Raw genomic sequence first — 24,914 nt, 5'->3', positions numbered from 1 at the left:
TGACGACCATAGAGCATTGGAACCACCTGATCCCATCCCGAACTCAGCAGTGAAACGATGCATCGCCGATGGTAGTGTGGAGCTTCTCCATGTGAGAGTAGGTCATCGTCAAGATTCAATCCCAGAACCCCTGATCGCTTTGCGGTCGGGGGTTTTGCTTTGCGCGAAAGAAAGCTTGCACACGTAACCTGCGCCACACACCTCGCACTACACCGCAATACACCCAAACTGGACGCTCGCCCTCGCACCCCTTAAGGTGCGCCCTTGAGTATCACTCTGACGAGTCAAGGAAGCAGGCATGTCCCACACGAGCACGCTGACCGCCGGTTTCATGGTGGTTCATGGCAATCGACTGGATGAATTGCGCAGTCTGGTCGTGTCATGGATGCGGCGTTATCCCCTGGCGCCACTTGAAAACGAAATCGCTCTGGTGCAGAGCAACGGCATCGCTCAATGGCTGAAACTGGCGCTTGCTGAAGATGCTGACGATGAAGATCAGGGCGGCTGCGGGATTGCAACTGCGATCGACGTACAGCTCCCCGGCAGTTTCATGTGGCAACTTTATCGGGCGGTGCTGGGGCGTGACGAAATCCCGCTGACCTCGCTGCTCGACAAGGCGCCGCTGACCTGGCGTCTGATGCGCCTGCTCCCGGAACTGATCGACCGCCCGCATTTCGAGCCGCTACAGCGCTTCCTGACCGTCGACACCGACCTGCGCAAGCGTTACCAATTGTCTGAACGACTCGCCGACCTGTTCGACCAATATCAGGTATACCGCGCCGACTGGCTGGAAGACTGGGCCGCCGGCCGCCATCAATTGCGTTCGGTGCGGGGTGAACTCAGGCCGCTAAGCCCGGCGAATATCTGGCAGGCTGAATTATGGCGTGCCCTGCTGCACGATGTTGGAGCCGAAGGCATGGCACAGAGCCGTGCCGGCGTGCACCAGCGCTTCATGGAGCGTATCCAGAGCCTGAGCGAGGCGCCGGCAGGGTTGCCGGCGCGAGTGATCGTATTCGGCATTTCCTCGCTACCGGCACAAGCACTCGAAGCACTGGCCGGTCTGGCAAGGTTCAGCCAGGTATTGCTGTGCGTGCATAATCCTTGCCGCCACCACTGGGCCGATATCGTCGCTGACAAAGACCTGCTGCGTCACCAGTACAAACGCCAGGCGCGCAAGCACGGCATGCCACAGGTGCTGGACCCGCAATCGCTGCACCAGCACGCCCACCCGTTGCTCGCCGCCTGGGGCAAGCAGGGTCGCGACTACATCAACCTGCTGGATAGCCACGACAATCCGCACAACTACCGGTTCTGCTTCAAGGACGAACGCATCGACCTGTTCAGCGACGGCGACCCCCAACACCTGCTCGCCCAGCTACAGGACGACATTCTGGAGTTACGCCCGCTCGACGAAAGCCGCGCGCTGTGGCCGGCTGTCGATCCACTGCAAGACCGCTCGATCCGCTTTCATGTGGCACACAGCGCCCAGCGAGAAGTCGAGATCCTGCATGACCAGTTACTGGCTCGCTTCAGCAATGACCCTGAGCTGCGTCCGCGCGATGTGATCGTCATGGTGCCGGACATCGACAGCTATGCGCCGCACATTCGCGCCGTGTTCGGCCAGATCGATCGCGATGACAAACGCTACATCCCCTTCACGCTGGCCGACCAGGGACAGCGTGGCCGTGATCCACTGCTGATTGCCGTCGAACACCTGCTCAAGCTGCCAGACAGCCGTTTCCCGGTCAGTGAAATTCTCGACCTGCTCGATGTCCCGGCCTTGCGCGCCCGCTTTGGCATTCAGGAGCGTGACCTGCCGACCCTGCACCGCTGGATTGAAGGCGCCGGCGTGCGCTGGGGCCTCGATGCCCGACAACGCGCCGACCTTGGCTTGCCCGATGCGCTGGAGCAGAACAGCTGGCAGTTCGGCTTGCGGCGCATGCTGCTGGGCTATGCCGTCGGCGCTGGCGACGCGTATCAGGGCATCGAACCCTATGATGAAATCGGCGGCCTGGATGCTGCCTTGATCGGCCCGCTGGTTGCCTTGATCGACGCACTGGACATCGCCTACGCCGAGTTCTCCAGCGCTGCCACCGCGCCGCAATGGGGCGTGCGTCTGCAAACCTTGCTGCTGGTATTTTTTCAGGCCGAAAGCGAGCACGACGACTACCTGCTCGCACAACTCGAAACCCTGCGCGAAACCTGGTTGCACACCTGCGAATCGGTAGGGCTGCACGACCCACTGCCGCTGACGGTTGTACGCGAAGCGTGGCTGGCCGGTCTGGATCAGGGAAAACTGTCGCAGCGCTTTCTGGCCGGTTCAGTGAACTTTTGTACCCTGATGCCGATGCGCGCCATCCCGTTCAAGATCGTCTGCCTGCTGGGCATGAACGATGGCGACTACCCGCGCGCCCAGCCTCCGCTGGACTTCGACCTGATGGGCAGCGACTACCGCCCTGGCGATCGATCCCGGCGCGAGGATGACCGATACCTCTTGCTCGAAGCGCTGCTATCGGCGCGCGACCAGTTGTATATCAGCTGGGTCGGCCACAGTATTCGCGACAACAGCGAGCGGCCTGCTTCGGTACTGGTCGGGCAACTGCGTGATCATCTGGTCAGTGGCTGGCGACTGGCAGCGGCAGACACACAAGACAATGCCGGCGAGGCGTTGCTCAAGGCGCTGACACTGCACCACCCGTTACAACCCTTCAGTGCCCGCTATTTTCACGAAGGCTCGGGTTATTTCAGCTTCGCCCACGAATGGCAGGTGTTACACAGCCTCCAGGATCCGGTCGTACCACAGTTCACTGAACTGTCCCCGCATGAACCTCAAGAGCCATTGAGCCTGCAGCAGTTGCACGACTTTTTGCGTAACCCGGTCAAACACTTCTTCAGCCAGCGGCTCAAGGTATTTTTCGACCAGAGCGAAGCACCGCTGGCCGATGAAGAACCTTTTGTGCTCGATGCCCTGCAACGTTATGGCCTGAGCGAAAGCCTGCTGGGCGCCGCGATGCTCAACCCTGACGACATCGACAGCGCCCTGCACAACCAGGCCTTGCGCCTGCAAGGCAGTGGCCTGCTGCCGATGGCCGGTTTCGGTTCTGCCTTGCAGGCCGAGTTGCTCGAGCCGTTGCCCGGTGTCCTGCAGCGCTATCAGGCGTTGCTCAGCCGCTGGCCGCAGCCGCTCAACAGCGCGCTGCCGGTCAGTTTTCAGCACCGTCAGGTGTTGCTGGACGGCTGGCTCGACAACCTGCACCGCAATGCCCAGAACCAGTTATTAGCGGTTACGGTCATCCCCAATGGCATTGGCTCGAAGAAAACCCGCAAATGGCATCGGCTGATCCGGCCCTGGGTCAATCATCTGGTGGCCTGTGCCTGTGACTTGCACCTGACCACCGCTCTGGTAGCGACTGACGAGACCCTGTTGTTGCCACCACTGGATAAACAAGCCGCCAGCGATGCCTTGAACGATCTGCTCAGCGGCTGGCTCAACGGCATGCAACACCCGCTGCCGGTGGCACCCAAAACCGCCTTCGCCTGGCTCGGCCAACCTGCCGACAAGGCCGAGGCCGCCGCGCGCAAGGCTTACGAAGGTGACGGCCAGACCAGCAATGGCGAGCGTGTCGAAAGCACCGCCTTGCTGCGGCAGTACCCGGACTTCGACGCCCTGCTCGAAAGCGAAGACTTCGCCGGCTGGTGCGAGTCGCTTTACAAACCCCTGCACGACGCCCCCTGGCAGGGCGAGGAGGCGGCTGAATGAATACGGTTACGTCAATCACCCGGCCTCTGGCCCTGCGCTTTCCGTTGCGCGGCAGCCAGTTGATCGAAGCCAGCGCCGGCACCGGCAAGACCTTCACTATTTCGGCCCTGTACCTGCGCCTGGTGCTGGGTCACGGCGATGAGCTGTCGCGCTTTGGCCGTGAGCTGTTGCCGCCCCAGATTTTGGTGGTGACCTTCACCGATGCTGCCACCAAAGAGCTGCGCGACCGGATCCGTACACGACTGGCCGAAGCGGCCCGTTTCTTTCGTGATGAAATCATCGCCCCGGATCAATTGATCAGCGAGTTGCGTGACGAATTCACCCGCGAACAATGGCCGTCCTGCGCCAGCCGCCTGGACATCGCCGCGCAATGGATGGACGAAGCGGCTGTTTCGACCATTCACAGCTGGTGCCAGCGCATGCTGCGCGAGCATGCGTTCGACAGCGGCAGCCTGTTCACCCAGAGCCTGGAAACCGATCACAGCGAACTGCTCGGTGAAGTGCTGCGCGATTACTGGCGACGCTTCTGCTATCCCATGGACGGTGCAGCGCTGGCCTGGGTGCGTGAAAACTGGGGAGGGCCTGCGGCCTTGCTGAGCCGGGTGCGCGGCCTGTTTGGTCGTGAGTTTGAAGCCTCGCAACAAGAGCCTGCACAACTGATCCTGGATGTTCTCGAAAAGCGCCGCACCGCATTGATCGAACTCAAGGCACCCTGGGCTGCATGGGCCAGCGAGCTCTCTGCCATTTTCCAGCAGGCCGTGGCCGCCAAACAGGTCAACGGCCGGCAGATCCAGGAGCGTTACTTCAAGCCCTGGTTCGACAAGCTGACCGTCTGGGCGACCGATGAAGAACAGGAATCCCTCGATCTGGGCACCGGATTTACCCGGCTGACCCCGGACGGTATTGCCGAATCCTGGAAGGCCGAGCCGCCGCAACATCCAGCCTTCGCCGCCATGTTGGCCTTGAAGAGCGCACTGGACAGTCTGCCGACCCCGGATGCCGAGTTGCTTCAGCATGCGGCCGCGTGGGTCAGTGCCCGTTTTGAAAGCGAGAAACGCCGTCGTGCAGAAATGGGCTTCGACGACATGCTGCTGCGCCTCGACGCGGCTCTGCATGCGGCGGGTGGCGAACGACTGGCGACCCTGATTCGCGAGCAGTTTCCGGTGGCGCTGATCGATGAATTCCAGGACACCGACCCGGTGCAGTACCGGATCTTCGACAGCATCTATCGCCTGGAAGACAACGACGAACAAACGGGCCTGTTCCTGATTGGCGACCCAAAGCAGGCGATCTACGCCTTTCGTGGCGCCGATATCTATACCTACTTGCGTGCCCGTAAAGCCACCGATGGGCGCTGGCATACGCTGGACACCAACTACCGATCCAGCGTTGCGATGGTCGAGGCGGCCAACCACCTGTTTCTGACCGCCGAGCAGCGTTCGGCAGGCCGTGCTGCCTTTCTGTTTCGTCAGGGCAAAGAAAACCCGGTGCCGTTCGCGCCCGCACAAGCGCAGGGTCGCAAGGAGCGCCTTGAATTGGACGGCCAGCCATTGCCCGCCTTGACCGTCTGGCAACTGCCGGGCGAGCAGCCGGTGTCCGGCACCGTTTATCGCCAGCAACTGGCCGCCAGTTGCGCCAGCGAAATCGTGCGCCTGCTCAATGCCGGCGCGCAGGGTACCGCCGGTTTCGCCCGTGATGGGCAATCGTTGCGCGGTATCCTGCCAGCCGACATCGCCATTCTGGTGCGTGATGGCAAGGAGGCCCAGGCGGTGCGTGGCGAACTCAACAAACGTCAGGTGCGCAGCGTGTACCTGTCAGACAAAGACTCGGTATTCGCCGCTCAGGAAGCCCACGATGTACTGGCCTGGCTCAAGGCCTGCGCCGAGCCCGATGTCGAACGCACCTTGCGTACTGCCTTGGCGAGCATCACCCTGGCCTTGCCGCTGGCGGACCTTGAGTACCTGAACGAGGACGAACTGGCCTGGGAAGAGCGGGTCATGCAGTTCCGTGGTTACCGCGCCATCTGGCGCTACCAGGGCGTTCTGCCGATGCTGCGGCGCTTGCTGCATGACTTCAAATTGCCGCAGGCCCTGATTGCCCGCAGCGATGGCGAGCGCGTGCTGACCAACCTGCTGCACCTGTCCGAACTGCTGCAACAGGCCGCCGCCGAACTGGATGGCGAGCAAGCGCTCATCCGTCATCTGGGCGAACACCTGGCACTGTCAGGTCAGGCCGGCGAAGAGCAGATTTTGCGTCTGGAAAGCGACGAGCAACTGGTCAAGGTCGTCACCATCCACAAGTCCAAGGGCTTGCAGTACCCGCTGGTGTTTCTGCCATTCATCTGCTCCTGCAAGCCGGTAGACGGCAGCCGCCTGCCGCTGCACTTTCATGATGAAAAGGGCCAGGCCCGCATCAGCCTGCAACCCACCGAAGCGTTGATCGAACGCGCCGATGACGAGCGTCTGGCTGAAGATCTGCGCCTGCTTTATGTGGCCCTGACCCGTTCGGAGCACGCCTGCTGGCTGGGCGTGGCCGACCTCAAGCGTGGCAACGCCAACAGCTCGCAACTGCACCGCTCGGCGCTTGGCTATCTACTGGGTGCGGGCCAGCCGCTGAGTGACACCGCACAACTGCGCGAGTGGTTAACGTCATTGGCCAAGGGCTGCGAAGCCATTGACCTGCACGCTGTGCCGGAGCCCGACGACACTGTCTTCAGCCCGCCGCGCAAACAGGCCCGTCAGCTCAAGACCCTCACACCACGTCGCAAGGCGGCGGATCACTGGTGGATCGCCTCTTACAGCGCGTTGCGCATCGGCGATGGCGTGACTTCCGGTGGCGACAGCGCGCCCGATACACCGCTGGCACAGAAGCTGTTCGACGACGAGCGCGTCGAGCCGCAGTCTGTGCGTGAGCCCTTGCCCGGCGTCAGCGACCTGCACCGTTTCCCGCGTGGACCCAATCCCGGCACCTTCCTGCATGGTTTGCTGGAATGGGCCGGCAAAGAAGGCTTCGCGCTGGCGGCCAGTGACCCCGAAGGCATACTCGACACCGTGGCCCGCCGTTGCAATCTGCGCGGTTGGCAGGCCTGGATCAAGCCGCTGAGCGACTGGCTGCTGCACCTGCTTGAAATGCCGCTGCTGTCGACCCAGAACACCAAAACGCTCTCGCTGGCGGCACTGGATCAGCCCAATCAATACCGCATAGAAATGGAGTTCTGGTTCGCCAGCCATTACGTCGATGTCGTGCGGCTGGATGAGCTGGTACGCCACTACACCCACGACAACGCCCCGCGCGCGCCGCTGCAGACGTCCACCCTCAATGGCATGTTCAAGGGCTTCATCGACCTGACGCTCGAACATGACGGGCGTTATTACGTGGCCGACTACAAGTCCAACTGGCTGGGGGCCGACGATGCGGCCTACACCGCCGAGGCCATGGAGGCTTCGATTCTGGAACACCGCTACGACCTGCAATACACCCTCTATCTGCTGGCCCTGCACCGGCAGCTCAAGGCACGTTTGCCAAACTACGACTACGACCAGCACATGGGCGGCGCGCTGTATCTGTTCTTGCGCGGCAGCCGTGCGCCGGGGCAGGGTGTGTATTTCATCCGTCCGCCGCGTGAATTGATCGAAAGCCTCGACCTGCTCTTTCAGGGTAAATCGCAGGCTCGCGTTTCCTCTGGAGAGTTCGCATGAGCCGCACCTTCGCCCAACTGTTGCCGACCCCGCTGGAGGTCGACAGCCTGACCCGGCTGATGCCGCTTGAGCGCATCGACGACCTGCTGCTGTTGCTCGACCGCTGGAGTGAACGCGGCTGGCTGCGTGCGCTGGACCGGGCCTTCGTCGCCTTTCTGGCGAGCCTCGATACGCAGGCCGACCCACGTGTATTGCTCGCCGCTGCATTGACCAGCCACCAACTGGGTCATGGCCATGTGTGCCTGGACCTCTACGAGACCCTGAAAGCCCCGGACTTTGCGTTATCGCTGCCGCCCGAAGGCGACCTGCAAAGCGGCCCGATGCTGTTGCCTTCGCAATTGCTGATAAGTCTGGACGGCGCCGCCTGGTGCCAGGTGCTGGCCAGCAGCGCGCTGGTTGCCAGTGCTGACGACCGCAGCCCGCAAGCCCTGCAAAAGCCGCTGGTGCTGGCTGACCGGCGCCTGTACCTGCGCCGTTACTGGAACTACGAACGACGCATCGATGCCGTGCTGCGCCAGCGCCTGGCCGAACAGGAAACGCCGCCTGCCGATCTGGCGCGACGGCTGGACGCGTTGTTCGGCAAGCCCGGCGCGATCGTCGACTGGCAGAAGCTGGCCTGCGCGCTCGCCACCCGGCGGGCATTCAGCATCATCACCGGTGGGCCGGGAACCGGTAAAACCACCACCGTGGTGCGTTTGCTGGCGCTGCTGCAAGCGCCCGCCGTGTACAGCGGCCAGCCTTTGCGCATTCGTCTCGCGGCTCCGACCGGCAAGGCAGCAGCGCGTCTGACCGAGTCCATCAGCCAACAGGTCAAGCAACTCACGGTCGACGAACCCGTGCGCGACAGAATCCCCAGCGAAGTGACCACCGTGCACCGCCTGCTCGGCAGCCGGCCCGGCACTCGACACTTTCGCCACAACGCGGGCAACCCTTTGCCGCTGGACGTTCTGGTGGTCGACGAAGCCTCGATGATCGATCTCGAGATGATGGCCAACCTGCTCGACGCCTTGCCGGCCCATGCACGGATGGTACTGCTTGGCGACAAGGACCAGTTGGCCTCGGTAGAGGCCGGCGCCGTATTGGGCGACCTGTGCCGTGATGCCGAAGCCGGTTTCTACAGCCCGCAGACCCAGGCCTGGCTGGAATCGGTCAGCGGTGAAAACCTGAGCGACAGCGGCTTGCAGATCGGCGATGACCAGCAGCATCCGCTGGCCCAGCAAGTGGTCATGTTGCGTCACTCGCGGCGCTTCGGTGAAGGCAGTGGCATCGGCCAGCTGGCGCGACTGGTCAACCAGCAACAACACACCGAAGCGCGGGCTTTGCTGAATGGCAACACCCACGCCGACCTGTTCGTACGCGTGCTCAAGAACGAGCAGGACCGCCGCTTCGAACAACTGGTGCTTGAGGGGCATGGAGAGGGCCCGCAAGGCTATCGCCATTATCTCAATGTACTCAGGCAACAGCGTCCGGCCCCTGACGTTGCCTTGAGCGACCCGCACTGGACCACTTGGGCGCGCGCCGTGCTGCAGGCTTTCGATGAGTTCCAGTTATTGTGTGCGGTACGCAAAGGCCCCTGGGGCGTCGAGGGTCTTAACCAGCGCATCACCCATGCGCTGTTCAATGCCGGCCTGATTGGCAGCGAGCAACAGTGGTACGAAGGCCGTCCGGTGCTGATGACCCGTAACGACTATGGCCTGGGCCTGATGAATGGCGACATCGGTATTGCCTTGATGGTGCCAGAGCGTGAAGGCGAGGCGCACCAGGTGCTGCGCGTGGCCTTCCCGCGTAACGACGGCAGCGGTGAAGTGCGCTTCATCCTGCCCAGCCGGCTCAACGATGTCGAAACGGTCTACGCCATGACCGTACACAAATCCCAGGGCTCGGAATTTGCCCACACTGCGCTGATCCTGCCCGAAGCCCTCAATCCGGTGCTGACCAAAGAGCTGATCTACACCGGCATCACTCGCGCCAAACACTGGTTCAGCCTGCTTGAATCGCGCCAGGGCGTGTTCGAGCAAGCGCTGCAACGCAAGGTCAAACGCCTGAGCGGCTTGATGCTCGGGTTGTAAACGGCCCTTGTACAAAGGATGGATGCGCCTTTATAGCGCATTCATCCCACGCGCTTCTGTCCTCGCTTCAGCCTCTCATCATTCTCTATACGCTCAATCCAGCCCTCTACACCGCACGTCTTCATCAGGGCACTATTAAGGATCAAACGATGCAAAATGTTGCGACTGTGATTTGCCTTTAGGGCAATGATTGCTTCTGAAATGCATAATTGTGGGAAAGCGGGGGCGTGCCTACCATCGGTTCATGGTCGCACACCGCCACTTCAACGCCGGCAGTCGACCGTTCCCCCCTAAACTGCCGGAGCTCCTCGAATGACAACTGCGCAGATAACGACTGACCCACTCGCTACCCGTATGCCCAGAAGCAAGCTGTACAAACTGGTGATTGCCTCCTCCATCGGTAATGCTCTGGAATGGTTCGACCTGATCGTCTACGGCTTCTTCGCCATGACCATCTCCAAGCTGTTCTTCCCCAACACGGACGAAACCGTTTCGCTGCTGCTGGCGCTGGGCACTTTCGCGGTGTCTTACATGATTCGTCCACTGGGCGCGATTGTGCTGGGCTCCTACGCCGACCGCATCGGCCGCAAGGCAGCGATGCTGATCTCGATCTGGCTGATGATGCTCGGCACCTTCCTGATTGCGGTCATGCCCACCTACGAAACCATCGGCCTGCTGGCGCCCATCGGCATCTTCGCCGCACGCCTGATTCAGGGTTTTTCGGCCGGTGGCGAGTTCGGCAGTGCCACGGCCCTGCTGGTCGAGCATGCCCCGGAACGCAAAGGCCTGATTTCCAGCTTCATGTTTGCCAGCCAAGGCATCAGCGGCCTGCTGGCCTCCGGGTTTGGCCTGTTGCTGACCACCACACTGACCACTCAAGAGCTGGAGTCGTGGGGCTGGCGCATCCCGTTTCTGTTTGGCCTGTTGATCGGCCCGATCGGTCTGTACATCCGCCGGCACATCGACGAGGCCACCGAGTTCAAAAAGGCCGAGCCTGAGCACACTCCGGTCAGCACCCTGTTCAAGGCCCACAAGTACCGCATGGTGCTGGCCATCGGCGCGTTGGTGCTGTCGACCTCGGTCAGCTACGTGATCATCTACATGCCCACTTACGCCGTGAAGCAACTGGGCCTGACCGCCTCGATCGGTTTCGCCGGCACCTTGCTCAGCGGTCTGGTCCTGACCCTGTTGACCCCGGTGATTGGCCACCTCTCCGATGTCTTTGGCCGCACCCGCATCATGTTCTGGGCAGCCCTGGTCTTCGTCGCCAGCATTTACCCGGCGTTCTCGTGGCTGGCGGCCAACCCGACCCTGATGGCTCTGCTGGCGGTGCTGTTCTGGATGAGTGTGCTCAAGGCGGTGTACTTCGGCGGCCTGCCAGCCCTGATGTCGGAACTGTTCCCGACCCAGGTCCGGGCCAGCGGCATGGCGCTGAGCTACAACATCGGCACCACGATCTTCGGCAGCTTCACCCCGTTCTTCGTCGCCTGGCTGATCGGCGCCAGTGGCAACAAACTCGCCCCAAGCTTCTACCTGCTGGTCACTGGCGTGCTCAGCCTCATCACCCTGCTGGCCATCAAGCAACAGCTCAAACGCGCCTGATTCGTTGACTGCATCCAATTACCTGAAGATTCTGGAGTGCGATATGTTCAATTCGCGATTCAAGCACGCGCTTGCCGCCACGGCAGGCCTGTGCGCCGCCAGCACCGCCCAGGCTGACTTTGTCGATGACAGCCACCTGACCCTGGGCCTGCGCAATTTCTATGTAGACCGCGACTTCAAGCAGGACAACGCGCCCAAATCGCGCACCGGCAGCTGGTCACAAGGCTTCGACCTGCAGTTCAAGTCCGGTTACACCGATACACCTGTGCAGTTCGGTCTGGATGTCGGCGCCGACTTCGCGTATCGGCTGGACGGCGGCAAGGGCCGCTCCCCCGATGGTGTGTTGCCGGTCGAAACCGATGGCAGCCCGGTACACGACTACGGCCGGGCCAATGTGGCCGCCAAACTGCGTTACTCGAAGACCGAACTGCGCATTGGCGATCAGCGCCCGAACCTGCCGGTGGCCTCATTCGACCCGACCCGGCAACTGGTCACTCGTTACGAAGGGGCGGTGCTGGAGTCCAAAGAGATTACCGACCTGACCCTGACTGCCGGGCGGCTGTGGAGCATCACCGGGCGCGAGTCGTCCAACCGTGAAGACCTTTACCTGTGGGGCGACACCCCGGCGCAATCGAGCGACGGCCTGAACTTTGCCGGTGCCAGTTACGCTTTTACGCCTGCGTTGTCGGGCACTTATTTCTACGCCCAGCTTGAAGACATCTACCGCCAGCACTACCTGGGCCTGGCGCACAAACTGCCGCTGGGTGCCGGTTTCACCCTCAAGACCGATGCGCGCTACTACAACACCAAGGAAGAAGGGCAGGCACTCTCGGGCCGCGTCGACAACCGCACCTACGGCCTGATGTTCAGCCTGAACAAGGGCAGCCATACCTTCGGTGCCGGTTACCAGCGGATGATGGGCCAGGATATTTTTCCCACCTTCAACAACTATGCCCCGGCCCCGTACCTGATCAACTGGTCGGCGCTGGGCTTCGTCAAACCCGGCGAGCGTTCCTGGCAGGTGCGTTACGACTACGACTTTGCCGGGCTGGGCATGCCGGGGCTGAAATGGATGGCGCGCTGGATGGAAGGCAACGACATCAACCTGGGCCAGCAAAGCCACGAAACCGAACGCACCTCGATCCTCAGCTACGTGGTGCAAAGCGGGCCGCTCAAAGGCTTTGGTGCCAACTGGATGAATATCGGCGTCAATGTCCGCGACACCTCTCGCTACGAAGAAAACCGCCTGGCGCTGACCTACACGATGAATTTCTGGTAACGCTCCGGTTATCGGGCGATGCGGCTCACGGTCACCAGTTGCTCCTCCAGAAAGCTCAGAAAGTAGCGAATCAACACCGGCAATTTACGCCCCGCCATGATCTGCACTTGCAGGCTGCGCTGGCGCAGTTGCGGGTCGCTCATCGGCACCAGCAGCAGGTTGTCACGCGCTGCGGTGCCACTGACTGTGGCAGTACCACACAGCGCGATGACGTCGGTGGAATGGCGTACCGCGTTGTAGATCGCGCCCAGCGAGTGGCTGGCGTAGGCGGGCAGGATCGTCAGGCCGTGCAGGTTACAGGCAATGTCGAACAGGTAGCGGATGGTCGAGCCGACATGCGGCAAGGCCAGCGGGTATTCGCGCAACTGCTGCACCGTCAACGATTCGCTGCCGGCCAATGGATGGCTGGCCGGCATTAACGCACTGATCGGCGACTCGCAGCTCAACGAGATTTCCACCCCCAGCGTGGGCGTCAGGCTGAAGGTCAGGGCGATGTCGACCACGCCGTCCTTGACCAGTTGCGACGCCTTGGCGGCATCGACCACCTGCAAGTCGAAACTGGCCCCCGGATGAAAGCCACGAAACTGCGCACAGACCCTCGGCAAAAATTCCCAGGCCATGCCTTCCGGGCAGGCCAGGGCGATCTTGTGTTGCTGCAGGGTGTTAAGGCCGCGCATTTCGGCGATGACATTCTTGACCTCCAGCTGATTGCGATTGGCATACGCCAGCAGCAATTCGCCAGGCTCGGTCAGTTGCATGCCGCGCGGTTTACGCTCGAACAGCGGCACGCCCAGTGTGTCTTCCAGGTTGCTGATCTGCCGACTGACCGCCGACACCGCAACGTGCAAGTCTTCGGCGGCGGCCGATAGCGAGCCGGTTCTGGCCACACTGTGGAAGTAACGCAAAGGCAAGTCGTGCATGGCCGCGCTCCGTAAAAAACTGCTTCACAAATGTGCAAATCTGCTTTGCCATAAAGGCAAGGATGGCTTGAAAACTTGATAATTGTTGCAAGTCAGAGCGCCACGTTAACCTGCTTGGCATTGTCGGTCGAGCGCTTCGTGATCGCTCGCGCCAGCCACTGCCTGATAGCAAGGAACCCCTATGTCGACCTCTTCTGCGAACACCCGCGCGCAGGCCATCGAGCTGGCCGCCCGGCACTACACCAGTGGCGCTTTTCTCGAAATTCTCAACCGCCGCGTTGCACAGCGTACCGAAAGCCAGAACCCCGACTGCGCCGTGCCGCTGCGCGATTACCTGCTGTTGGAGCTGCAACCGGTCCTTCAGGAACTGGGCTTCACCTGCCGCTTTCTGGACAACCCGCAGCCCGGCAAACCCCCGTTGCTGTTTGCCCAGCGCATCGAAGACCCGGCGCTGCTGACCTTGCTCAGCTATGGCCACGGCGATGTCACCAGCGGCCAGGACGAACTCTGGCAAGAGGGCACTGCGCCCTGGCAGGTCAGCCTCAAGGACGGTCGCATTTACGGTCGCGGCACCGCCGACAACAAGGGGCAGCACAGCATCAACCTCGCGGCGCTGGACGCGGTGCTGCAAGCGCGCGAAGGGCGGCTGGGCTTCAACTTGAAAGTCATTTTCGAGATGAGCGAAGAAGTCGGCTCTCCGGGCCTTGAACAAGCCTGCCGCGACAACGCCGAAGAACTCGCCGCCGACCTGTTTCTGGCCTCTGACGGCCCACGCGTGCGTCATGACCTGCCGACGCTGTTTCTCGGTTCTCGCGGGGTGTGCCAGTTCCGTCTGATCCTCGACACCGGCAACGGCAGCCGCCATTCAGGTAACTGGGGCGGCATCATCACCAACCCGGCCATCGTCATGGGCCATGTGCTGTCCAGCCTGGTCTCGCCCAGCGGCCAACTGCTGGCGGACTTTCTGCGCCCTGCGCCGATGAGCGAAGCGGTATCGCTTCTGGTGCGCGACCTGCCAGTGGGCGGCGAGAGCTTCGATCCGCAGCTCAACCCGGCCTGGGGCGAGCCCGGCCTGAGCGTCGGCGAGAAGTTGTTCGGCTGCAACACCCTGGAAGTGGTGGGCATGTCGGCGGGCAGCACGGTCAAGGTGATTGGCGCCATTCCGGGCCGCGCCGAGCTGGTCTGCCAGTTGCGCTTTGTCGCCGGCACCGAATGGCAATCGCTGAGCGAAAACCTGCGCCGTCACCTCGACGCGCAGGGCTTTGAAGCGGTGCAGGTCCAGCTCGACGGCGGGTATGCCGCTACCCGGCTCGACCCGCAGCACCCGTGGGTCGGCTTTGTGCGTGACTCGGTCAGCAGCAGTCTCGGCGAGCCGGTCAGTATTCTGCCCAACCTGGGCGGCACCATTCCCAACCATTGTTTTGCCGACGTACTGGGTCTGCCGACGGTCTGGCTGCCGCATTCCTACCCATCCTGCAAACAGCACGCGCCCGACGAGCACTTGCTCGAAAGCATCGTCGAGCAAGGCCTGAAAGCCGCTGCCGGGCTGTTCTGGGATCTGGGCGAGCACGGCGCTCGCTTGCGCGACTCATTGCCACACTAATTCACAGGATCCGACCATGACCCGCTTCGAACACCTGGAAATACTCGCGGACGACCCGATTCTCGGCCTGGCCGATCTGTTCGCCCGTGACACCCGGCCCGGCAAGATGGACCTGGGCGTCGGCATCTACAAAGACCCTGCCGGGCGCACGCCGGTAATGGCGGCGGTCAAGCTGGCCGAGCAATGGCTGGTCGACAACGAGGCCACCAAGGCCTACACCAGCACCGCCGGCGTGCAGGGCTTTGCCGAAGTCATCGGCCCTTTGTTATTGGGCCAAGGCCATACCGCGCCACACTGCGTGGTGCAGACGCCCGGCGGCACCGGCGCGTTGCGCCTGATGGGCGAGTTTCTCAGCCGTACCGGCTCCGCGCAGCGGGTGCTGGTGGGGGGGCCGACCTGGCCGATTCATGCCTCGATCTTCAAGCGTGCAGGCTTGCAGGTCAGCACCTATGCGCACTTGACCCCTACGGGTGAGTTCAATCTGGGCGCCTTGCTCGACAGCATCGAACAGGCCCAGCCCGGCGATGCCGTGCTGTTGCACGCGTGCTGCCATAACCCGACTGGCATCGACCCGACCCGCGAGCAATGGCAAAGCATTCTTGAGGCGGTACAACGCAAAGGCCTGTTGCCGCTGTTCGACATGGCCTACCAGGGTTTCGGCGACGGTCTGGACGCCGATGCCTGGGCCTTGCGCCTGTTCTGTGCGCAGTTGCCCGAAGTGCTGGTCAGTGCCTCGTGCTCGAAAAACTTCGGTCTCTACCGCGAGCGCACCGGCGCGTTGCTGGTGCACAGCGACAACCAGCGTAATCTGGAGGCGGCACGTACGCAGATCATCGACGCGGCACGCACCTTGTGGTCGATGCCGCCGTCTCATGGCGCGGCCGTGGTCACCCGTATTCTCAACGATGACGGGCTCAAAGCCCTGTGGCTTGCCGAGCTGGAAGCGACAAGGCTGCGTATCACTGGTTTGCGCGATGGCCTGTGCCAGGCGCTCAAGACCATCAAGGCTTATGAGCCCTTCAACACCCTGGCGCAGCAAAAAGGCATGTTCTCCAACCTGGGCTGCACCCCGGCGTTCGTTCAGGGCCTGCGCGAGCGCGCCGGTATCTACATGGTGGGGCAGGGCCGTATCAACGTCTCGGGCATCGATCCTCAGCGTCTGGATGTACTGGCCGGCGAACTCAAGGCAGCGCTGGTGCCATGAGTGAAGCGCAGAAACACCGGCTGATCGAAGACGTTCAAGCCATTGTGGTCGGCACCTTGCTGATTGCCTTTGGCATGAACCTCTATGCCTATGGCCAGTTTCTCACCGGCGGCGCCGTCGGGCTGGCACTGCTCAGCCATTACCTGAGCGGCTGGTCGGTGGGGCTGTGCTTTTTTCTGATTAACCTGCCGTTCTACTACCTGGGCTATCGGCAGATGGGCGCGGCGTTCATTGTGCGCACCTTTGCTGCGATCAGTTGCCTGTCGCTGTTCAGCGCCATGATGCCGGGTGTCATCAGCTTCCAGACGCTCGACCCGCTGTTCGCGGCGATTCTCGGCGGCTGCCTGATCGGGGTGGGGTTCATTCTGATCTTTCGCCACGGCGCGAGCCTGGGCGGGGTGACGATTCTGGCGCTGTACTGGCAGCAGCGGCATGGCATCAGTGCTGGCAAGGTGCAAATGGCCATCGACGGGCTGATCCTGCTGGCGGCGTTTTTTACCGTCTCGTGGAACTCGGCGCTTTACTCGGTGATCGGCGCGGTGCTGATCAACTTCATCATGATCTTCAACTTCAAGAAGGCGCGGTATAACGGTTTTAGTTGAGGGTGGAGCCAGCAGCACGCAAGGCGCACCGCTGGCTTGGCCTGATCAGTCGGTTTTCATTTTACGCCAGTCATCGGACCCCGTCGTCGTGCTGACTTCGTGGGTCCAGGTGATTTTGCGGTACGTCATATGGATATCTTGCAAGTGGGTAAAGTGCTCATTACCCGGGTCCTGGCAGTTGTGCATGTAGTCCTGGATTTTAACAATGATCGCGTCCTCCAGCGTGGTAGTGAAATAGTGTTGCTGGACGCCGCCACCGCCTTGGCGATACCACTTGATTTCGACTTTGGTCAGCGTTTCGCCATCCGTCAGCGCTTGCAACAGCAACGGTGAGGCCCGGTCGAAGACTTTGGTAATACACGCAGGCTTGTGCTGACGCCGGCCAGTGGGCTGACCGGACTGCGGGTCGGTAGGAATCGTGATTTCATGCTGAAAGGCCTGGACCAGCACTTCGTTTTCGTGGCCTTCCTGAAAGATATTGCCGACGGATTCTTCGGTGAATGCCGAATCGGTCATCAACCCTTGGGTTTTACCGGTAATGGACATGTAGGCAGGTGTAGCCATGAATCATTCTCCTTGCAATGAATAAACCCCCGGCGGTCAAACCCGTACGGGACACAAGGAGCTATACCAAGAAGCGTGCCTGTTAATTTTTTAACTTATAAATCAAATAGATAGTTTTTAACCTGCTAATAACTGCTCATTTTTCATACGAAAACCCTGTTATTTTGCGCAATACCCTGCATACCCCCTGCAAACCCTTGCGCAGTCCTCTACAAACCTTTAACTGCAAACATTTCCCTGATCTATCCACAGCCTTATCCACAGCTCGCTGCGCAGCAGACTGCGCATCAAGGCCACACGCCTGCACGCGGTGGTCTTCAATACAACAGGAGAACAGCCTCATCGCGTGATGACATCCCGCTTCGCACGCCAAGGAGAATAACAATGAAAATCGCATTCATCGGTCTGGGAAACATGGGCGCGCCCATGGCCTGCAATCTGATCAAGGCCGGGCACCGTGTGCACCTGTTCGACATCGACAAAAACGCCCTGGCCGAACTGGTCACTCAGGGCGGACACATCAGCCAGTCGCCCGCGGACGCCGCGCAAGGCAGTGAACTGGTAATCACCATGCTGCCGGCCGCCGCCCATGTGCGCAGTGTCTACCTCAGTGACAACGGCGTACTGGCTGGTATCCAGGCCGGCACCCCGGCGCTCGACTGCAGCACCATCGATCCGCAGACCATCCGCGAACTGGCCGACATCGCCGCTCGCCAGGGCGTGACACTGAGTGATGCGCCCGTTTCCGGCGGCACCGCCGGTGCGAAAGCCGCCAGCCTGACGTTCATGGCCGGCGGCTCGCTGGAGCACTTCGAACGTATCAAACCCGTGCTGGCGCAAATGGGCCGCAACATCGTGCATTGCGGCGACACCGGCACCGGGCAAATCGCCAAACTGTGCAACAACCTGCTGCTGGCCATTTCGATGATCGGCGTCGCCGAAGCCATGGCCCTGGGCGATGCGCTAGGCATCGACACCCAGGTACTGGCCGGGGTGATCAACAGCTCCACCGGCAGTTGCTGGAGCTCGCAAAGCTATAACCCCTGGCCCGGCATCGTCGACACCGCCCCGGCTTCGCGCGGCTACACCGGCGGGTTCGCCGCCGACCTGATGCTCAAGGATCTGGGTCTGGCCGCCCAGGCCGCCCGCAGCGCCCACCAGCCGGTGATCCTCGGCGCGCTGGCCGAGCAACTGTTCCAGGCCATGAGCCAACGCGGTGAAGGGGGCCGGGATTTCTCGGCGATCATCGAAGGTTATCGGCGCAAGGATGACAAATAGCCACCTGCAACGTAAGAACTGTCACACCTTGTCCAACCTTTTGGAATGCAGATGCATACGATTCTCTTTTACCTATGAATCGTAAGGGTCTGTCATGCCTTCTCCATTCCGTCTGCGGCCTTCGGCTGTGATGATGCAACTCGCCCTGGCCGCGCTGGCAAGCGGCCAGGTCTACGCCGACCAACCGCCGCAGGAGCTGACTCAAACCAGCAACCCCCAGGTACTGTCACTGGACAACGTGGTGGTCACCGCCGCCGGTTACGAGCAGACCGTGGAGCAGGCCCCGGCATCCATCACCGTGATCACCGGTGACGAGTTGCGCAAGAAATCCTTCCACGACCTCACTGACGCGCTGCGCGATGTCGAAGGTGTGACCGTCAACGGCAGCGCCAACGAAACCGACATTTCGATCCGTGGCATGCCGGCCGACTACACCCTGATTCTGGTCGACGGCAAGCGCCAGAGCGCTCGCGAATCGCGGGTCAACGGCAACCGTGGCTACGAGCAAAGCTTCGTACCGCCGGCCGAAGCCATCGAGCGAATCGAAGTGGTCCGTGGCCCGATGTCATCGCTGTACGGCTCCGACGCCATCGGCGGGGTCATCAACATCATCACCCGCAAGGTCACGCCCGAATGGAACGGCTCGGTCACCTACGACTATTCGGCGCGTCAGCACAGCGATCAGGGCAATGCCCGGCAAACCCAGTTCTACCTCAGCGGTCCGTTGATCACCGACACTCTGGGCCTGCAAGCCTGGGGTCGTTACCTGGACCGCCAGGCCGATGACGACGTCGAGATCACCAACGGCTACACCAAGGCCGACCACAAGGACATCACCGCACGCCTGGCTTTCACGCCGACGGTCGACCACGACATTCTTCTGGAAGGTGGCGCTACGCGCCTGAAAAACGGCGATGGCCTGAGCGCCAACTGGGCGACCCGCGAGCAGGAAAACAACCGCGACCACCTGTCGCTTTCGCACCAGGGCCGTTGGGGCTGGGCGACATCGGATGTGTCGCTGGCCTGGGAAAAATCCAGCCGCGAAGGCCTGGCCAGCGAAACCCAGAGCGACGTGCTGGGCCGTAAGCCAACGGTTGAAAACACCGTACTCGACGCCAAGCTGGTGATGCCCACCGAGCACAACATCACCACCGCCGGCCTGCAGTGGAACGACACCCAAGTGACCGACTGGAACCAGGCACTGGGCGACCGCAAGAACTACGAGTACTCGGTGGTGCAGAAAGCCCTGTTCGGCGAAAACGAATGGTCGGTCACCGACACCTTTGCGCTGACCACCGGCCTGCGCATGGACCACCACGAACAATACGGCGTGCACTTCAGCCCGCGCATTTATGGCGTGTGGAACGCTACCGACGAGTGGACCTTCAAGGGCGGCGTGGCGCGTGGCTTCAAGGCACCGGAATTGCGAGCGGTGATCGAGGGATACGCGGTGCTGCGCCGAAACACCTTCGCGATGCTTGGCAACCCGGACCTCAAGCCGGAAACCAGCACCAACTATGAATTGTCGGCACTGTGGTCCAACCGCGACAACCTGTCGGCTGGCGCCACCGTGTTCTACAACGACTTCAAAGACAAACTGTCGACCGTCACCACCACCGAGCGCTACAACGGCTTCACCGTCATGGAGCGGGTCAACGTCGACAAGGCTGTGATTCAGGGCCTGGAACTCAATGGCCGTTGGGACGTGACCGATACCGTCGCGATCAAGGGCAACTTTACCTACACCGACTCCGAGCAGAAGAGCGGTGCCAACGCCGGTGCACCGCTGGCGCTGACGCCTGAGCGCAAAGCCAACGTGCGCGCCGACTGGCAGTTCAGTGACAGCATCGGCCTGTACGCGGCGATCAACTACTACGGTAAGGAATACGGCACCACCCTCACCGAAGAAGCGGCGCCGGCCTACACCACCGGTGATATCGGCGGCTCGTATGCGTTCAGCAAGAACCTGAGCTTCAACGCCGCCTTGCAGAACGTCACCGACAAACGCCTGGACGACGAAACCTACGGCAACGTCAACTACGGCCGCACTCTGTGGGCAAGCACCACCGTGCGGTTCTGATAATCCCTCGGGGGCGTCAGCCCCCAGGCATCCGCACCACCGCGCACAACCCCGTCGGCGAGCGATTCTCCAGCGTCAGCTCGCCGCCGTGGGCCTGGATGCACGAGCGGGCAATCGCCAGCCCCAAGCCCAGCCCGCCACCCTGGCCATGCTCCGACCCACCCAACTGCACGAACGGCTCGAACACCTGGCTCAACCACGCCTGTTCGATGCCCGGCCCGTGATCCAGAATCTCCAGACGAATATCCCCACCGGCCTCTAACTGCGCACTGAGTGTTGCATCACCGGCATGGCGCAAGGCGTTGTCGATCAGGTTGGTCAGCGCCCGCTTGAGTGCCAGCGGCCGGCAACGGCAAAAAATCTCTGCCCCGCGTACCCAGCCGATGCCGTGACCCATGCTGCTATAGCGTCGTGCCAGATCATCGAGCAAATCACTCAACGAAATGCGCACGGTGTCTTCCTGCACCGCATCGCCACGCACAAAATTCAGGGTTTCGCGGACCATGGCCTGTAACTCATCGAGGCTTTCGAGCATGTCGTCACGCGCCGGGCCGTCGTCGAGCACTTCCAGTTGCAGGCGCAGTTCAGTAATGGGCGTGTTCAAGTCATGGCTGATCGCCGCCAGCATCCGCGTGCGACCCTCGACATGCCGGGCAATGCGCTCCTGCATGACATTGAAGGCGTGGGTCAGATCACGCGCTTCCTGCGGTCCGCGCAACGGCAGCGGCGCGATCCATTCGCCACGGCTGACCCGCTCGGTGGCTTGCGCCAGGCTGTTGACCGGCTGCACCACACGGCGGATGAAAAACCACACGATCAGCAGCAGCGGAATCGTAGTGACGGGCAGGCTGTAACTGAGAATCCGGCTCCACTCATAACTGCCGGTCGGGTGCTGGATGGCATTAAGGTACAAGCCATTGGGCAGACCAATACTGGTGCGCAGCCGCAACGGCGCCCAGCCGGCACCGGTGAACAGCCACTCACGGGCGTTGCCGCCACCGGTGCGCTCCAGTTGCATGCCAATCAACGCGCCGGGTGCAAAGGTCAGGCGCTGGCCCAGGTCCTCGATCAGCCGATGTTCTTCCGGGCGCATGCCATTGGCATCGGCCACTGCTTTGCTAGCGACCCAAAAGTGCGCTTCGTGGGTTTGCATGGCTGCTAACAGGCGCGACGCATTGTCGGGCGTCAGTCCCTCGGCGGCGTGATAGGCGGTGATCAACCGCTCCAATGCCAGCGTGCGCGACAACGGATGCAGCAGGGCGCCGGTGCGTTGCAAAAACAGTATTGCCACCACGTTGCAGGCCAACAGCGCCAGCAACATCAACAGCCCCAACTGATGGGCCATGCGCTTGGGCCACAGCCGCTGCAAAACCCTCATGCCGGCTGCCGGCGCGTCTGTACCTGCGCAGCCAGCACATAGCCGTCGCCCCACACGGTGCGCAACAGTTCCGGCACCGCCGGATTATCGTCAAGCTTGCGGCGCAGACGGCTGATCTGCCGGTCGATGGCGCGGTCGAACACCTCGCTGCCGGGGCGCGTGGTCAGATCGATCAGGCGCTGGCGGCTGAGCACCTGCTGAGGATGGGCAAGAAACACCCCGAGCAGCCGGCTCTCGACCGTGCTCAAACGCACCACCGATCCGTCCGCGCGCACCAGCGTGCCGGTGCCGGCGTTAAAACACATGCCGGCAAATTCATGTTCCAGCGCATCGACGCTGACCGGCAGCGCCAGCGGCTCGACCCGCACCGCGCCACGCCGGCGCAACAGGCTGTTGATCCGCGCCACCAGCTCACGCGGCTCGAACGGCTTGGTCACATAATCGTCGGCGCCAATATCCAGCCCGCGCACCCGGTCGGCGCTGGTGTCACGTGCAGTGAGCAGAATCACCGGAATATTCTCGCGCCGGTGCAGGCTGTGGCACAGCTCGAAACCGTCGCCATCGGGCAGCATCACATCCAGCACCACCACATCGAAACGCTGCTGCGCCAGTAATTGCCACATGCCGGCCGCATCCTCGGCGGTGCGCACCTCGAACAGATGCCTACGCAGATACACCGCCAGCGGATCACGGATCTTGCGATGGTCATCGACCACCAGAATGCGTGGCGCGGGCGTGGCGGGAGAGAGGGCAGAACTCATCGAATGACCTGAGTGACGGCGGCTTTGGAGATGATTCTCATTAACGAGCCGGCATTCTAGCGCATCAGTCGGGATTTGCCGCGACTGCGGCAATGGTACGCATCTGAATGCGGCGGGATCTATGGGCGTTAGCTACCGGGTCATGTCGAATTGCAGAACCTCTTCAAACACTCGATTTCTGGCTTTGGCGTCCCTGATCAAAGCTGCCGATGGCATGACATACATGTGCAGTGGCACGCTGTTGTCTGAGCCGATCAGAAAATCGTGGTACACCACCCGTTCACCCAATGAAAAAACATCTTTGAAGCCAGTCTGCTTCATGTCCCGGTAGAACTCATCATCAATATCGACGATGGAGAAGGCGAAGACTTCTCTGACGGTGGGGATTCGATCAATCAGTTCACTGGCATACAGCCGACACTGTGTAAGTGATTTGTTGTTTTCGAAAATGTCTGCGCCAGGTTTCTTGAATTCGATGATGACCAGTTTGTTGGGGCGGCTCAAACTGTCTTTGGAGAAGAACGCGGCCACATCAGGCCTACGGTGTTGTTTTGCCTCGATGACCTCACCAACATCCTTGACAATAGCACTCAGGGTTTCGTCACTATAAATACTGGAGTAGGAAAGAAACTTATCGTCCACCAGCCATACGTTGTTTTCCCGGATGTCTGAGCCATTGGAGCGTTTTGGAAGAATGGCTTCATGAATCGCTTTTTCTGCACTGTCGGACGGCATGTTGGCCAACGAGTCGATGACCAGTGCGCGATGGACAATAAACCTCGCCAGATCCTCACTTGCCAGATGAGAGACGTCATCCAGAGAAACAGGCTTGCCGGCTTCGAGTGCATCGACCAGTTTGTCCTCTTTTCGTGCCTGCTGAGCCCTGTAGCGCTTTATGATTTCGTCGGCGTCCAGCAGGGCGGCATGGCCGCCCAGAGAGCCGATATTGATGAACGGATAGTATTTTTTCAGCTTTTCAATGTTCTGTTCCCGGAACCGTCCGATGTCGCCTTGAGCCACATCGTTAATCATGGCCATGCACGCTTGATGAATAAGGGTGATGAGTGTTTCTCGGCTGATCGCGGATACCAGATCAACATCGCTGTCAGTTTTTGGCAGTTCCAGACGTTGACGCTCGATATTCGAGCGCTTGTTCAAGTAGGGCGAGGTGACAAAAATCAAATGCCGGGCGATATCGAAGCGCTTGCTGATGGTGTGCTCTTCAATACACAGTTCATCGGCACAGAGCATTGCAATAATGCCCTTTCTGGGCGGTTCATCGCTGAACAGGTAACAGGTGAAAGTCTCGCCGGCTTGCTCAAATACTTTTTCACTCAGGGCCTTGATGTGTTTTCCGGAGAACTCATGGTACTCATCAAAGCGCTGCTGGGAGTTATGAGTGAAAACCAGGTCGATGACATGGCCTTGCTGGTATTTCAGAAACAGCAGGAGGCGTAGATCGTCGCAAATCGAGTTGACCAGCCCGGCGACTTGCGTATTGATTTTTATCTGCGGGTCGCTCAGGGTGATGGTCGTACCGCGTATGCCGGATGTCGGAGTTTTCCTGACGTCATCAAGGTGAAAGTCGGGTGTGTAGCTGAACTCAACCCGTTCATCCTGTAGCTGGCTCTGGATCTCAACCTGATTGGCATATTTCAGAAAGGCAAGCCTGCCGACACCCTTGCCGCCAATACTGTCTTTATGGCTTGTACAAATCTCGTCAAAGTACTGGAGATTGGCAGAGGTAAACCCTTCGCCGTCGTCGGTGATGGTGATTTGCTCAAGAAACTTTCGTTCGTCAGTGTCCTGAAAGAGTTCGCCGTTTTTCTCGAAGAAATTGAGGTTGACGTAAACCTTGCTTGCGCCGGCGTGGATGGCATTGGTGAGCGCTTCACGGAGAACATCACGAACAGTCACGCCACCTTTGTAGTGTTCGGCCATGAATTTCTTCAGGTTGAGCTGGGCCATGTCGTTCTTCTATCCATACGCGGGCAAGATTTCGAAAATCGATAGTGGTTGCAATCCTGCCCCTTGGCAAGGGCAACGGCGCGCTGAACTTTGTACGAAATGCCTTAAATTTCGTGTATCCAATGGTATGAAACGGCCACTCTGATCC

15 protein-coding genes and 1 rRNA gene are annotated in these 24,914 nt (G+C 60.9%); 11 read left to right on the top strand and 5 right to left on the bottom strand.

Annotation, left to right across the window (positions count from 1 at the left end; all coding sequences use genetic code 11):
• From rrf to ACYP2A_RS26530, 6 genes are all read left to right on the top strand, one after another.
• Positions 1–114, top strand: a 5S ribosomal RNA gene (gene rrf, locus ACYP2A_RS26555); the annotation flags it as partial.
• 184 nt (positions 115–298) lie between these two features.
• Entirely contained in the window at positions 299–3,760 is a 3,462-nt protein-coding gene (gene recC, locus ACYP2A_RS26550) for an exodeoxyribonuclease V subunit gamma (protein ID WP_459748909.1), read from the top strand.
• The gene (gene recB, locus ACYP2A_RS26545) at positions 3,757–7,458 is read left to right on the top strand and encodes an exodeoxyribonuclease V subunit beta (RefSeq protein WP_459748908.1); all 3,702 of its coding nucleotides are present in this window, start codon (positions 3,757–3,759) and stop codon (positions 7,456–7,458) included. The genes recC and recB overlap by 4 nt, the downstream gene beginning before the upstream one ends.
• The gene (recD, locus tag ACYP2A_RS26540; protein ID WP_459748907.1) at positions 7,455–9,527 is read left to right on the top strand and encodes an exodeoxyribonuclease V subunit alpha; all 2,073 of its coding nucleotides are present in this window, start codon (positions 7,455–7,457) and stop codon (positions 9,525–9,527) included. The genes recB and recD overlap by 4 nt, the downstream gene beginning before the upstream one ends.
• Positions 9,528–9,881: 354 nt before the next feature.
• The gene (locus ACYP2A_RS26535; RefSeq protein WP_459748906.1) at positions 9,882–11,129 is read left to right on the top strand and encodes an MFS transporter; all 1,248 of its coding nucleotides are present in this window, start codon (positions 9,882–9,884) and stop codon (positions 11,127–11,129) included.
• 43 nt (positions 11,130–11,172) lie between these two features.
• Positions 11,173–12,408 (top strand): OprD family porin, encoded by a 1,236-nt coding sequence (locus ACYP2A_RS26530; RefSeq protein WP_459748905.1) that lies wholly within the window; start codon positions 11,173–11,175, stop codon positions 12,406–12,408.
• A gap of 8 nt (positions 12,409–12,416) precedes the next feature.
• Here the strand turns inward: ACYP2A_RS26530 and ACYP2A_RS26525 are convergent, their stop codons facing one another.
• A complete protein-coding gene (locus tag ACYP2A_RS26525) occupies positions 12,417–13,328 on the bottom strand; it encodes a LysR family transcriptional regulator (RefSeq protein ID WP_459748904.1) in 912 nt (303 codons plus the stop codon).
• Positions 13,329–13,509: 181 nt separating this feature from the next.
• Between ACYP2A_RS26525 and ACYP2A_RS26520 the strand changes: the two genes are divergently transcribed.
• Genes ACYP2A_RS26520 through ACYP2A_RS26510 form a run of 3 tightly spaced genes read left to right on the top strand, consistent with a single transcriptional unit; the run spans position 13,510 to position 16,737 of the window.
• Positions 13,510–14,931, top strand: a complete 1,422-nt coding sequence (locus tag ACYP2A_RS26520) for a M20 family metallopeptidase (RefSeq protein WP_459748903.1) — start codon at positions 13,510–13,512, stop codon at positions 14,929–14,931.
• Between the two features lie 16 nt (positions 14,932–14,947).
• On the top strand, positions 14,948–16,135 hold the full coding sequence (locus ACYP2A_RS26515; protein ID WP_459748902.1) for an amino acid aminotransferase: 1,188 nt from the start codon (positions 14,948–14,950) through the stop codon (positions 16,133–16,135).
• A complete protein-coding gene (locus ACYP2A_RS26510) occupies positions 16,132–16,737 on the top strand; it encodes a YitT family protein (RefSeq protein WP_459748901.1) in 606 nt (201 codons plus the stop codon). The genes ACYP2A_RS26515 and ACYP2A_RS26510 overlap by 4 nt, the downstream gene beginning before the upstream one ends.
• A gap of 45 nt (positions 16,738–16,782) precedes the next feature.
• On the opposite strand, the gene ACYP2A_RS26505 is transcribed toward ACYP2A_RS26510, so the two are convergent.
• A complete protein-coding gene (locus tag ACYP2A_RS26505; RefSeq protein ID WP_459748900.1) occupies positions 16,783–17,301 on the bottom strand; it encodes an Hcp family type VI secretion system effector in 519 nt (172 codons plus the stop codon).
• Between the two features lie 384 nt (positions 17,302–17,685).
• Between ACYP2A_RS26505 and mmsB the strand changes: the two genes are divergently transcribed.
• Complete coding sequence (gene mmsB, locus ACYP2A_RS26500; protein ID WP_459748899.1) at positions 17,686–18,579, top strand: 3-hydroxyisobutyrate dehydrogenase; 894 nt, start codon at positions 17,686–17,688, stop codon at positions 18,577–18,579.
• Between the two features lie 94 nt (positions 18,580–18,673).
• Positions 18,674–20,659: a TonB-dependent receptor domain-containing protein gene (locus ACYP2A_RS26495; protein ID WP_459748898.1), complete on the top strand. Its 1,986-nt coding sequence runs from the start codon at positions 18,674–18,676 to the stop codon at positions 20,657–20,659.
• A gap of 16 nt (positions 20,660–20,675) precedes the next feature.
• Here ACYP2A_RS26495 and ACYP2A_RS26490 read toward each other — a convergent pair whose 3' ends face one another.
• From ACYP2A_RS26490 to ACYP2A_RS26480, 3 genes are all read right to left on the bottom strand, one after another.
• A complete protein-coding gene (locus ACYP2A_RS26490; RefSeq protein WP_459748913.1) occupies positions 20,676–22,004 on the bottom strand; it encodes an ATP-binding protein in 1,329 nt (442 codons plus the stop codon).
• A gap of 29 nt (positions 22,005–22,033) precedes the next feature.
• Positions 22,034–22,798, bottom strand: a complete 765-nt coding sequence (locus tag ACYP2A_RS26485; RefSeq protein WP_459748897.1) for a response regulator — start codon at positions 22,796–22,798, stop codon at positions 22,034–22,036.
• 132 nt (positions 22,799–22,930) lie between these two features.
• Positions 22,931–24,766, bottom strand: a complete 1,836-nt coding sequence (locus tag ACYP2A_RS26480) for an ATP-binding protein (protein ID WP_459748896.1) — start codon at positions 24,764–24,766, stop codon at positions 22,931–22,933.
• Positions 24,767–24,914 lie beyond the last annotated feature (148 nt).

Source organism: Pseudomonas sp. 3A(2025) (assembly GCF_054589175.1).
The sequence above is the reverse complement of the archived record's forward strand: the minus strand, read 5'-3'. Positions and strand labels throughout refer to the sequence as shown.